Below are 12,088 nucleotides of genomic sequence, written 5' to 3' on the forward strand. Positions count from 1 at the left end.
CTCGCCCCCAAGGAGACTGCCATGGCCCAGACCCACGCCAAGGAATTTGCGCGCTTTGCCGACTTCTACCCGTTCTACCTGAACGAGCACCGCAACCGCACTTGCCGACGGCTGCATTTCGTCGGGTCGACGCTGGCGCTGGCCTGCCTGGTGGCGCTGGTCGTGACCGGAAATTTCTGGTGGCTGCTGGGCGCGCTGGTGTCGGGCTACGCGTTTGCCTGGATCGGCCATTTCGGCTTCGAGAAAAACCGCCCGGCCACGTTCCGGCACCCGTTCTACAGCCTGATGGGCGACTGGGTGATGTACGCGGACATCCTGCGCGGCAAGATCCGCTTCTGAACCGGCGCCGGCCGTCGGCTAGGCGTGGCGCGGCAGGTCGGGCTGGCGCGCCGGCTGGGCGGCGGCGTCGGCAGGGTCGGGCGCCTCGGGCGCCTCGTTGGCGGCCACGCCGGCCGTCTGCTGGCGGAACACCGCTTCGAGCGGCTGGTCGAGCTGGGGGTTGTCCAGGATGCCACGCAGCACTTCCACGCCCCGCATCTGCTGGGCCAGCGCCGTGCGCGGCAGGCGCGCCAGGTTCAGCACCAGCCGGTCGTGCAGCATCCGCAGCGTGACCTGCGCCGGATCGCACAGCAGCGCCCAGTGCGCCTGCCCGCGATCCTGCTGGAGCTTGCCGACCAGGTGCATGGCCTTGAGCTTGGCCAGCAGCCCGGCCAGGTAGTCGGCCTCCACCCGCAGCTTGCGGCCAATCTCCAGTTCGCCCATGCTGCGCGGCACCTCGTCGCGGGCGCGATAGAGCACATAGAGCACGCCCAGCGCGTCGAAGAATTCGCTGCCGGCGAACGTGCGGCGCCGCCAGTGGCCCTCGCGGATCACGGGCAGGTTCGACGCGATCGTCGCGCCCAGCAGCGTGACCAGCCAGCTCACGTACATCCAGAGCAGGAACAGCGGCAGCACGGCAAACGTCCCGTAGACGGCCGTGTAGGTGGGGATATGGGTAATGAAATAGCCGAAGGCGCGCTTGGCCACCTCGAACGCCACGGCGGCCACGATGCCGGCGAAGATCGCATCGCGCCAGTCGACGTAGGCGTACGGCACGGCCATGTACAGAAACGCAAATGCCACGGCGGTCAGCGCCACCGGCACCAGGCTGACCAGCAGCCCGAGCCCGAACGGCAGGTTGCCGACGTAGCCCATCGAGATCGATATCAGGTACGAGCTGATCGACAGGCTGCCGCCGATCAGCACCGGCCCCAGCGTCAGCACGGCCCAGAACACCAGCACCCGCTGCGCGAACGGGCGCCGCCGCTTGACGCGCCAGATCGCGTTCAGCGCGTCTTCCACGGTCAGCATCGTCAGCACCGACGTCACCATCAGCCCGCCCAGGCCCAGCGCGGTCAGGCCGCGCGCGCTCTTGGCGAACTGGCCCAGGTAGCGCGACACCGAGTCGCTGATATTGCCGCCCGGGATCAGGTTCTGGAACAGGAACGCCTCGATCTGGCCGCGGAAGTCGCGGAACACCGGGAACGCGGCCAGCAGCGCAAAGGCCACCGTCAGCACCGGCACGACGGACAGGAACGTCGTGAACGTCAGGCTGGCGGCCACCTGCGGCAGGCGGTTCTCGCCGGCGCGGCGCAGCGCGTAGCGGGACAGTGCGCGCACCTTCTGCAGGTTCCATTCCCTGCGCAGGCGGGCAATGCGGGGGGCGGACATGCGGGGACGTTCTCCTCTCGAATCGATGACAGCGGCGGCCGGGCCGCCCACGCGGCACTTCCGGCAGCGCCCCAACTATAATACGCGGATCGTTCCGCGGCGCCCGCACCGCGGGCCCGCCAGCCAGCCGGCGGCCCTGCCGTACACCGTCCGCCGTCCCGCCGCCCGTCCATCCATGACCGACATCCTCGTCCTCTACTACAGCCGCCACGGCGCCACCCGCAGACTGGCCGAACTGATCGCCACCGGCATCGAGAGCGTGCCCGGCGCCCAGGCGCGCCTGCGCACCGTGCCGCCGGTATCCACGGTCTGCGAGGCCACCGCTTCCGACATCCCGCCCGAAGGCGCGCCCTATGCCGAACTGCGCGACCTTGAGGAATGCGCCGGGCTGGCGCTCGGCAGCCCCACCCGCTTCGGCAACATGGCGGCCCCGATGAAGTACTTCCTCGACGGCACCGTCGCGCAGTGGCTGGCGGGCGGGCTGTCCGGCAAGCCGGCCTGCGTGTTCACGTCGACGGGCAGCCTGCATGGCGGCCAGGAAACCACGCTGCTGTCGATGATGCTGCCGCTGCTGCACCACGGCATGCTGATCGTCGGCCTGCCCTATTCCGAAGCCGGCCTGATGACGACCACGGCCGGCGGCACGCCGTACGGCCCGAGCCATCACGCGCACGTGGACAACCACGGCCCGGTCACCGACCAGGAAGCCGCGCTGGCCACGGCCATGGGCCGCCGCCTGGCTCAGACCGCCCTGAAGCTCGCCGCATGATGCCGGCCCCTTCCGACGACGCCGCGCTGCACAGCCCGCGCCTCTGGTACCTGAGCCTGGCCAGCCTGCTGGCGCTGATCGCGCTGTGCATCGCCTGGGAATGGTTCCTGGCGCCGCTGCGGCCCGGCGGCTCGTGGCTGATCGCCAAGTTCGTGCTGCTGCTGCCGGTGCTGCGCGGCGTATGGCGGCGCAACCGCTACACGATGCAGTGGTCGTCGATGCTGATCCTGCTCTATTTCACCGAAGGCATCGTGCGCGCCACCAGCGACCGCGCCCCGTCGTCGTGGCTGGCGTGGGCGGAAGTCGCGCTGACGCTGCTGTTCTTCGTCGCCACGATCCTTTACCTGCGGCCCTACAAGCGCCGCGCCAAGGCCCTCGCCCGATCGGCCCCCTCCCCCTGAGCGCCCATGTCCGCCATGTCCACCGTGCATTCCGACTCGTTCCTCGATCTCTGCCGCGCCGCCGTCGGCCCGTCCAACGTGCTGACCGACGCGGCCGACAAGGCGCCCTACCTGACCGACTGGCGCCGCCGCTACACCGGTGACGCGCTGGCCGTGCTGCGGCCCGGCAACACCGACGAGGTGGCCGCCGTGATGCACGCCTGCCACGCGCACCGCATTGCCGTGGTGCCGCAGGGCGGCAACACGGGCCTGTGCGGCGGCGCCACGCCGGCCGGCGGCGACGCGGCCGCGCGCGGCGTGGTGGTGGTGTCGCTCCAGCGGCTGAACCGCGTGCGGCAGGTGGACCCGCTCAACAACACGATCACGGTGGAGGCCGGCGTGATCCTCCAGCAGTTGCAGGACGTGGCGCGCGAGCATGGCCGGCTGTTCCCGCTGTCGCTGGCGGCCGAGGGCAGCTGCACGATCGGCGGCAACCTGTCGACCAATGCCGGCGGCACCGCCGTGCTGCGCTATGGCAATACCCGCGAGCTGTGCCTGGGCCTGGAGGTAGTGACCGCGCGCGGCGAGGTCTGGAACGGCCTGCGCGGCCTGCGCAAGGACAACACCGGCTACGACCTGCGCGACCTGTTCATCGGTGCCGAAGGCACGCTCGGCATCATCACGGCCGCGGTCATGAAGCTGTTCCCGGCCCCGCGCGCCCGCGTGACGGCGCTGGCCGCCGTGCCAAGCCCGCGCGCCGCGCTGGCGCTGCTGGCCATCGCCCAGTCCCACGCCAGCGCCATGCTGACCGGCTTCGAGCTGATGTCGGCCATGTGCATGGAACTGGTCACGCGGCATTTCCCGCAGCTGCGCTACCCGTTTGCCGAGCACCATCCGCAGGTGGTGCTGCTGGAACTGTCCGACAGCGAGGGCGAGCAGCACGCGCGCGGCATCTTCGAGACGATGATGGAGGCCGCCCTGGACGCCGGCGTGGTCACCGACGCCGTGGTCGCCGAATCCGTCCAGCAGTCGCGCGACTTCTGGAACCTGCGCGAGCACATCCCGCTGGCCCAGGTGGAGGAAGGCAAGAACATCAAGCACGACATCGCCGTGCCGATCTCGCGCGTGGCCGATTTCATCGAGACCACCGACGCGCTGGTCCAGGACGCCTTCCCGGGCGCCCGCATGGTCACCTTCGGCCATCTTGGCGACGGCAACCTGCACTACAACGTGTCGCCACCGGCTGGCGTCGACCACGACCAGTTCCTGCAGCACCAGGACGCCATCAACCTGATCGTCCACAACAGCGTCCAGGCCCACGACGGCTCGATCTCGGCCGAGCACGGCCTGGGCCAGCTCAAGGTCGAGGAAAACCGCCGCTACAAGAGCGAAGTGGAACTGGCGATGATGCGCGCCATCAAGCAGGCGCTGGACCCGCAGCACCTGATGAACCCCGGCAAGGTCGTCTGACCGGGGTGGCCGCGCGGCGGCTACTGCCAGCGCGGGCCAGCCGCCTGGGCTGCAGCCTCCTCCGCCGCATCCACCGCATCGGCTTCGGCCGCCAGCCTGGCCTCGATCTCCGCGATGGACGGCAGACCAGGCGGCAGTTCCGGCATCAACTGGTACTCTGCAACGCCCATCGGCTGGGCCATGCCGCGCAACGCATACTCGGCCACCAGCCGGTTGTTGTCGCGGCACAGCAGCAGGCCGATGGAAGGCTGGTCGTCCGGGAGCTTGACCTGCGCGTCCACGGCGGCCAGGTAGAAGCCGAGCTGGCCGGCGTACTCGGGCCGGAACGGCGTCGCCTTGAGTTCGACGACCACGTAGCTGCGCAGCTTCAGGTGGTAGAACAGCAGGTCGATGTAGAACTCCTCGCCGCCCACGTCCAGCCGGTACTGCCGGCCCACGAACGCGAAGCCGGTGCCCAGCTCCAGCAGCAGCCGCGTCACCTGGTGCGTCAGCGCCGCCTCCACGGCGCGCTCCCGCGCGTCGTTCGCCAGGTTCACGAAGTCGAAGATGTACGGGTCCTTGAAGACGTCCCGCGCCAGGTCCGACCGCGCCGGCGGCATGCAATCCGCGAAGTTGTTGACGGCCTGGCCCTGCCGCTGGTGCAGCCGCAGGTCGATCTGCATCGCCAGCACGTTGCGTGACCACCCGTGCTGGAGCGCCATGCCGGCGTACCACTCGCGCAGCGCGGGGTCCGAAACGCGGTCCAGCAGCGTGCACAGGTGCGGCCATGGCAATTGCGCCGCCGGCTGCTCCGCCATGGCGCCCTCTGGCCAGGCCTGCGCCAGCGCGCGCATGTGCCGCAGGTTGCCCGGCGAGAACCCCTGCATGTCGGGATAGCTCGCCCGCAGGTCGCGGGCCAGTTGCTCGATCAGGCCGGGCCCCAGCCCTTCGCGCTGCTGGCTGGCCAGGATCTCGTTGCCGAGATGCCAGTACAGGGCAACCAGTTCCCGGTTCACCGCCACCAACGCCCGTTGCCGCGCGCCGTCCACGCGCTCCTTCAAGCTGTTCAGCAGCATCTGATACTCCGCGGAAAATGTTGGCACATTGCACATCCGATCCATACAAGGGTTCGATTCCGGAGAACCCATTGTGTGAGGCGGATGCGGCGGAGTCTATGAGACAACGGGACAATCTGACGCGAGCCAGATCAATGCAGCAGCGGGCCGTCCCCTGGTGCCGGTGAGTCGAACAACTGGCCGCAGATGGCTTCGCCCTCCTCGGTCAGCCGGGCCGTGCCGCGGCCGTCTTCCTCCATGGCTGTCTCGACGAGGTCGGCGTCGCCCAGCTGGGTCAGCACGCGGCGCAGCACGCTCATCTGCACGCCGGCGCGCTTGCTGAGCCGGGCCAGCGACAGGTCCTTGTCCGGCTCGGTCAGCCGGTGCTCCCACAGGGCCTGCAGGATGGCGGCCACCGTGGGGTCCAGGCCCCCGCCTTCCGCCTCCCCATCGTCCCCGCCGGGCAGGTCCTCGTCCTCGTCGGGTCCGTCCGCCCGGTCCGCGTCGTCCGTCATGTCGTCTCCCTTTCTTGTAATGTCGCCACCAGCTTGCCCAGCGTGATCACGGCCGATTCCACCTCTTCGGACCACGCGCCGCTGTAGTTCAGCCGGATGCAGTTCGTGTACGTGGGCACCGGCGAGAAGATATGCCCCGGCGCCACCGTGATGCGCCGCTCCAGCGCCGCGTGGTACAGCGCCATGGCGTCCACCTCCTCGGGCAGTTCCACCCACAGCACGTAGCCGCCCGCCGGGCGCGACACGCGCGTGCCGGCCGGGAAGAAGCGCCGCACCGCGGCGGCCATGATGTTGGCCTGCTGGGCGTAGGCCTTGCGCACGCGGCGCAGGTGGTAGTCGTAGCCGTCCTTGCGCAGGAATTCGGCAATGGCGAGCTGCGGGATGGTGGACGTGGTCAGCGTGTTCAGGAACTTGAGCCGCTCCACCTTCTGGCGGTAGCGGCCCGGCAGCGCCCAGCCGATCCGGTAGGCATTGGTCAGCGTCTTCGAGAACGACGAGCAGTGCAGCACGATGCCCGCCGTGTCGTACGACTTCAGCGACGTGGGATGGGCGTCGCCGTAGTACAGCTCGCCGTAGACGTCGTTCTCGATCACCGGGATGTCGCGCGCGGTCAGCAGCGCCACCAGCGCCTGCTTGCGCTCGTCGGGCATCTGGAAGCCCAGCGGGTTCTGGAAGTTCGGCATCACCATGCAGGCCGCCACGGGCCGCTCGTCGATCAGCCGCGCCAGCGCCTGCACGTCGATGCCGGCCACCGGGTCGGTCGCCACCTCCACGGCGCGCATGCCCAGCCGTTCGATGGCGTGCAGCATCGCGTAGTAGGTGGGCGATTCCACCGCGATCGTGTCGCCGGGCCGGGCCACGGCCTGCAGGCACAGGTTGATGGCCTCGGTGGCGCCGATCGTCACCACCACCTCGTTGGGATCGACCGTATAGCCGTTTTCCAGGTAGCGGCGCGTGATCTGGCGGATCAGCTCGGGCGATCCGGGCGGCAGGTCGTCCAGCACGCTCCAGGTGTCGTAGCGCTTGCCGATGGTGTTGGCGTACTGGATGATCCGCTGCCACGGGTAGAGCTTGGGGTCCGGATAGGGCGACCCCAGCGGCACCGCGTCGTCGGCGCGGATCGAGCGCAGCGTGGACAGCACCAGCGCGCTCACGTCCACGGCCGACGGCCGCGTGGCCGGGCGCGTGGGCTGCAGGTCGATGGCCGGCTCGCCGGGCCGGGCGCGCACGAAGTAGCCCGACTGCGGGCGGCTTTCCAGGATGCCGCGCGATTCCAGCAGCAGGTAGGCCCGGATCACGGTGGTGATGCTGAGCCGGTGGTGCTGCGCGGCCTGGCGCACGGACGGGATCTTCTCGCCGGGCAGCAGCACGCCCTGCTGCACCAGCGCCTCGATATCGGCCGCGAGCTTTTCGTACAGGGTTGCCAACGGGTCTGTCGCCTTGTCTGGGGGTTATCCGGGAGACAGCCGGACACCCCAGGCGTCAGCCTGCGGCCACCGGCGGCTCCGATGCGATTACGGTTCCAGGCGAAGTGTATTCGACGAAGCCGTCCTGGCGGCAAAAGCTCAGCAGCCGCACGCCGGCCTGTTCCGCGATGCGGATGGCCAGCGACGTGGGCGCCGAGATCGTCGCCAGCATCGGAATCTGCATCCGCGCGGCCTTGCGCACCAGTTCGTAGCTGGCCCGGCTGGACAGAAACACGAAGCCCTCGCCGAACGCCTCGCGCGCGCGGGCCAGGTGGCCGATCAGCTTGTCCAGCGCGTTGTGGCGCCCCACGTCCTCGAACACGGCGCGTAGCTGGCCGTCCGGGCCGCACCACGCGGCGGCATGGACGCCGCCGGTGGCCGCCATCAGATGCTGGCGCGCGCGCAGGTCCGCGGCGGCGCGGCGGATGGCCGCCGCATCGGGTGACACCGGCTGGATGCCGGCCAGCGGCTCGGGCACCAGGTCCAGCAGGGCCAGGCTCTCGATGCCGCAGACGCCGCAGCCGGTGCGGCCGGCCAGCGTGCGGCGGCGCTGCTTGAGCGCCATGAACGCCCGCTGACTGACTTCCAGCCGGACCTCGATGCCGTCGCAGCCCGGCTCCACCTCGACGTCGTAGATCTCGTGCACGCCGTCGACGATGCCCTCGGTCAGCGAGAACCCCGCCGCGAACGGCTCCAGGTCCAGCGGCGTGGCCATCATCACGGCGTGCGAGATGCCGTTGTAGACCAGCGCCACGGGCACTTCCTCGGCCACCTGGTCGATTTCCAGCGCCACGGCGTCGCCCTGGTGGCGCCGGATCTCGCGCGTGACGTATCCGCGTCCGGCCATGGTGCGCTCCCGCCCGGCGTCAGGCGGCGGCGCGCCGCAGCAGCACCGGGATCGACTTCGACGTCGGCGTGCCGGACCGGTCGCCGATGCTTTCCAGCGGCACCAGCGGGTTGGTCTCGGGATAGTAGGCGCCCAGGCAGCCCGCCGGGATGTCGTAGTCCACCAGCAGGAAGTCCCGCACGTCGCGCGTCACGCCGTCTTCCCAGACGCTCGTGATGTCCACCCGCTCACCCTCGGCAAACCCCAGCCGCGCGCGGTCGGCCGGGTTGATGAACACCACCCGGCGCAGGCCGAACACGCCGCGGTAGCGGTCGTCCAGCCCGTAGATCGTGGTGTTGTACTGGTCGTGCGAGCGCGTGGTCATCATCACCATCAGCGCGTCGCCATGGCGCTCGCGGGCGCGCCGGATCGGCGTGTCCTTGTCGATCGGGTGCACCAGGAACTGCGCCTTGCCCGACGCCGTGCGCCACACGCGGTTGCGCGACGCCGGCGTCAGGTGAAAGCCGCCCGGCCGGGCCACGCGCTCGTTGTAGCGCTCGAAGCCCGGAATCACCTTCTCGACGGCATCACGGATGCGCGCGTAGTCCTGCGCGAACCACAGCCAGTCCACCTTGTTCGACCCCAGCGTGGCGTCGGCCATGCGCGCCACGATCATCGTCTCCGACAACAGGTGCGGCGACGCCGGCTTGTTCATGCCGTACGAGATATGGACCATGCAGACCGAATCCTCCACCGTCACGCCCTGCGGCACGCCGTCCTGCTCGTCGATCTCGGTGCGGCCCAGCGTGGGCAGCAGCAGCGCGTCGCGGCCGATGACCAGGTGGCTGCGGTTGAGCTTGGTGGCGATGTTGACGGTCAGGTCGCACTGGCGCAGCGCCTGCCAGGTGCGCGGCGTGTCGGGCGTGGCGATCGAGAAATTGCCGCCCAGCCCCACGAACACCTTGACCTTGCCAGCCAGCATCGCGTTGATCGCGGCCACCACGTCCTGCCCATGATGGCGCGGCGGCTCGAAGCCGAATGTGGCACCCAGGCGGTCCAGAAAGGCGTCGTCGGGCTGTTCCTCGATGCCCATCGTGCGGTCGCCCTGCACGTTCGAATGGCCGCGCACCGGCATCAGGCCCGCGCCGGGCTTGCCGATATTGCCGCGCAGCATCATCACGTTGGACAGCAGCTGGATGGTCCGCACCGACTCCTTGTGCTGCGTCAGGCCCATGCCCCAGCACATGATCGTGCGCTCGCTCTTCACGTAGACGTCGGCCAGCGCGTCGATGTCGGCGCGCGTGACGCCGGACTCGGCCACAATGTCGGCCCAGCTCTCGGCGCGCAGGTCGGCCGCGAAGGCGTCGAAATCGGCCGTGTGCTCGCGGATGAAGTCCACGTCGACCACGCGCTGGCCGCCGGTGGCCACCGCCGCGTCGTCCAGTTCGATCACGCGCTTGCCCAGGCCCTTGAGCAGCGCGAAGTCGCCGGCCAGCCGGGGCCGCACGAACATCGACGCAATGCGGGTGCCGCCGCCGCCCAGCATCTCGGTCACGTGCTGCGGGCTGACAAAGCGCTCCAGGCCGCGCTCCTTGAGCGGGTTGATCGACACGATGGTGGCGCCGCGCCTGGACGCATCGCGCAACTCGTTGAGCATGCGCGGATGGTTGGTGGCCGGATTCTGGCCCCAGACCATGATGGTGTCGGCCAGCTGGAAGTCGTCGAGCAGCACCGTGGCCTTGCCCACGCCCACCGTCACCGGCAGGCCGCGGCTGGTGGCCTCGTGGCACATGTTCGAGCAGTCGGGGAAGTTGTTCGTGCCGTACATCCGCACGAACAGCTGGAACAGGAACGCCGCCTCGTTGCTGGCGCGGCCGGACGTGTAGAACGTGGCCGCGTCGGGGTTGTCCAGCCGGCGCAGGTGGTCCGCGACCAGGCGGAACGCCGCGTCCCATTCCACCGGCACGTACTTGTCGGTGGCCGCGTCGTAGCGCATGGGGTGCGTCAGCCGGCCGTGCTGTTCCAGCTCGTAGTCGGACTGCTGCATCAGCTCGGTCACCGTGTACCGGGCGAAGAACTCGTTGGTGACGCGCTTGCTGGTGGCCTCGGCCGCCACGGCCTTGACGCCGTTCTCGCAGAACTCGAACGTCGAGGCGTGCTGCCGGTCAGGCCAGGCGCAGCCGGGGCAGTCAAAGCCGTCCGGCTGGTTCTGCTTGAACAGCGTCTTGTATTTGCCGCCACCAACCTTTTCCTTGACGAGGTTGATGGCAACTTGCTTGAGCGCTCCCCAGCCGGCGGCCGGGTGCGTATAGGGCGCGATATGGCCCTTTTCGGGCGTGGGCGAACTCATGGGGGCGGCTTCCAGAACTAGTGCCCGAACGCCCGGCCCGGTTTTCCGTGTGCGCGGGCGCTCGCTGCGATGTTGGCAGACTAGGCCCGGAATGTGATCGGAGGGACGTACAGAACGGCTGCGAGAGAAAGAGTACAGTTTGCACGATCGCAATGCACAATGCGAGAACTGTGCTTGTCGAAGGTGCGTGAATGGCCGTGATTGGCACGCAAAACGCATCAATTGGCGCCGACCGGGCTCCCCTCTCCCGCGTGCGGGAGAGGGGCTGGGGGTGAGGGCCAGCGCGTGATGCGCGACGGATCGCAAGTTGAACCGCCGGGCCCTCTCCCCCGACCCCTCTCCCGCGTTGCGGGAGAGGGGAGAAAACATGGGGCATGTGGATTGTCCGAGAAGACCAGCGTTCCGGCGGGTTTTCGCTCCCCTCTCCCGCCTGCGGGAGAGGGGCTGGGGGAGAGGGCCAGCGCGTGATGCGCGACGGATCGCAGGTTGAACCGCCGGGCCCTCTCCCCCGACCCCTCTCCCGCGTTGCGGGAGAGGGGAGAAAACATGGGGCATGTGGATTGTCCGAGAAGACCAGCGTTCCGGCAGGTTTTCGCTCCCCTCTCCCGCCTGCGGGAGAGGGGAGCCAACCAAACGGGGGAAATAACTCAATCCGGCTGCTGCGGCGTTGCCTGGATGATGTCTTCGAGCTGGGCGCTCATCGGGATGCCCAGCCGTTCGCCGGTGGGCAGGCGGTTCAGGAACCACTGCTTGTACAGCCGGTCAAGCTCGCCCGACGTGATCAGGTCGCGCACGGTCTTGTCGACGATGGCGGCGAACTGGGGGTCGCCCCGGCGCAGCATGATGCCGTAGGGGTCGTAGGACAGGAATTCGCTGGTCACCAGAAACTGCCGGCCGGCGTTGTGGCGGGCCAGGAAGCCGTACAGCAGCACGTCGTCGCCGGCGTAGGCATCGGCGCCGCCGTGGCGCAGCACCTCGAAGGCGTCGGCGTGGTCGCGGGCGCGGATCAGGTTGATGCCGAGCTGGAAGCGCCTGGACAGGTCCTCGATGGTGCTGGCATTGGTGGTGCCGGCCGTGGCCACCACGGTCCGGCCCTTGAGGTCCCGGAACGTCCGGATCGGCGAATTGCGCGGCACCATCAGCTTGGTGCCGGCCACGAAGATGACCGGCGAGAACGCCACGGTGCGCAGCCGTTCGGCGTTGCGCGTGGTCGATCCGCACTCCAGGTCCGCCTTGCCGGACGTGATGGCGTCGAAGCGGTTCTCGGACGTCACCGGCACCCACTGCACGGCCACGTCGCGGCTGATCTCGGCCGCGGCCGCCTGGACGATTGCCTGGCAGATGTCGATCGCGTAGCCGATCGGCCGCCTGGCCTGGTTCAGGTACGAGAACGGCAGCGACGACTCCCGATAGCCGATCGTCAGCACGCCGGTGTCCCGCGCCTTCTTGAGCGTGCCGCTCAGCGCCACGGGCTCCTGCGCCGCAGCCAGCGCGGGCGCCAGCGCCAGCAGCACGGCCAGCATTGCACCGATCCACCCCCTGTCCAGCCGCATCCGTCCGCGCATGGC

General features: G+C 69.3%; 11 protein-coding genes. 4 read left to right on the forward strand and 7 right to left on the reverse strand.

Annotation, left to right across the window (positions count from 1 at the left end):
* The first annotated feature begins 21 nt into the window (after nt 1-21).
* Nucleotides 22-339 (forward strand): Mpo1-like protein, encoded by a 318-nt coding sequence (locus tag EHF44_RS15945; RefSeq protein WP_124684551.1) that lies wholly within the window; start codon nt 22-24, stop codon nt 337-339.
* An 18-nt stretch (nt 340-357) separates the two neighbouring features.
* Here EHF44_RS15945 and EHF44_RS15950 read toward each other — a convergent pair whose 3' ends face one another.
* A complete protein-coding gene (locus EHF44_RS15950; RefSeq protein WP_253699884.1) occupies nt 358-1,710 on the reverse strand; it encodes a YihY family inner membrane protein in 1,353 nt (450 codons plus the stop codon).
* Between the two features lie 175 nt (nt 1,711-1,885).
* On the opposite strand from EHF44_RS15950, the gene wrbA reads away from it, so the two are divergent.
* The 3 genes from wrbA to EHF44_RS15965 are packed head-to-tail and all read left to right on the forward strand — an operon-like array spanning nt 1,886 to nt 4,329.
* Nucleotides 1,886-2,479, forward strand: a complete 594-nt coding sequence (gene wrbA / locus EHF44_RS15955; RefSeq protein WP_124684552.1) for an NAD(P)H:quinone oxidoreductase — start codon at nt 1,886-1,888, stop codon at nt 2,477-2,479.
* The gene (locus EHF44_RS15960; RefSeq protein ID WP_124684553.1) at nt 2,476-2,880 is read left to right on the forward strand and encodes a DUF2069 domain-containing protein; all 405 of its coding nucleotides are present in this window, start codon (nt 2,476-2,478) and stop codon (nt 2,878-2,880) included. The genes wrbA and EHF44_RS15960 overlap by 4 nt, the downstream gene beginning before the upstream one ends.
* 24 nt (nt 2,881-2,904) lie before the next feature.
* Nucleotides 2,905-4,329 carry an FAD-binding oxidoreductase gene (locus tag EHF44_RS15965; protein ID WP_124685138.1) on the forward strand — a complete coding sequence of 475 codons (1,425 nt, stop codon included), beginning with the start codon at nt 2,905-2,907 and terminating at the stop codon, nt 4,327-4,329.
* 20 nt (nt 4,330-4,349) lie between these two features.
* Here EHF44_RS15965 and EHF44_RS15970 read toward each other — a convergent pair whose 3' ends face one another.
* The 6 genes from EHF44_RS15970 to EHF44_RS15995 all read right to left on the reverse strand — a co-directional run bounded on the left by EHF44_RS15970 (nt 4,350) and on the right by EHF44_RS15995 (nt 12,085).
* Nucleotides 4,350-5,384, reverse strand: coding sequence for a PDDEXK nuclease domain-containing protein (locus tag EHF44_RS15970; protein WP_253699886.1), 1,035 nt, complete (start codon nt 5,382-5,384; stop codon nt 4,350-4,352).
* Between the two features lie 131 nt (nt 5,385-5,515).
* A complete protein-coding gene (locus tag EHF44_RS15975) occupies nt 5,516-5,878 on the reverse strand; it encodes an ArsR family transcriptional regulator (RefSeq protein ID WP_253699888.1) in 363 nt (120 codons plus the stop codon).
* A complete protein-coding gene (locus tag EHF44_RS15980; RefSeq protein ID WP_124684555.1) occupies nt 5,875-7,305 on the reverse strand; it encodes a PLP-dependent aminotransferase family protein in 1,431 nt (476 codons plus the stop codon). The genes EHF44_RS15975 and EHF44_RS15980 overlap by 4 nt, the downstream gene beginning before the upstream one ends.
* A 55-nt stretch (nt 7,306-7,360) precedes the next feature.
* A complete protein-coding gene (gene fdhD, locus EHF44_RS15985; protein WP_124684556.1) occupies nt 7,361-8,191 on the reverse strand; it encodes a formate dehydrogenase accessory sulfurtransferase FdhD in 831 nt (276 codons plus the stop codon).
* 19 nt (nt 8,192-8,210) lie between these two features.
* A complete protein-coding gene (locus EHF44_RS15990; RefSeq protein WP_124684557.1) occupies nt 8,211-10,520 on the reverse strand; it encodes an FdhF/YdeP family oxidoreductase in 2,310 nt (769 codons plus the stop codon).
* 647 nt (nt 10,521-11,167) lie between these two features.
* Entirely contained in the window at nt 11,168-12,085 is a 918-nt protein-coding gene (locus EHF44_RS15995; protein ID WP_253699890.1) for an amino acid ABC transporter substrate-binding protein, read from the reverse strand.
* Nucleotides 12,086-12,088 lie beyond the last annotated feature (3 nt).

Origin of the sequence: Cupriavidus pauculus, assembly GCF_003854935.1 — a bacterium.
GTDB lineage: Bacteria > Pseudomonadota > Gammaproteobacteria > Burkholderiales > Burkholderiaceae > Cupriavidus > Cupriavidus pauculus_C.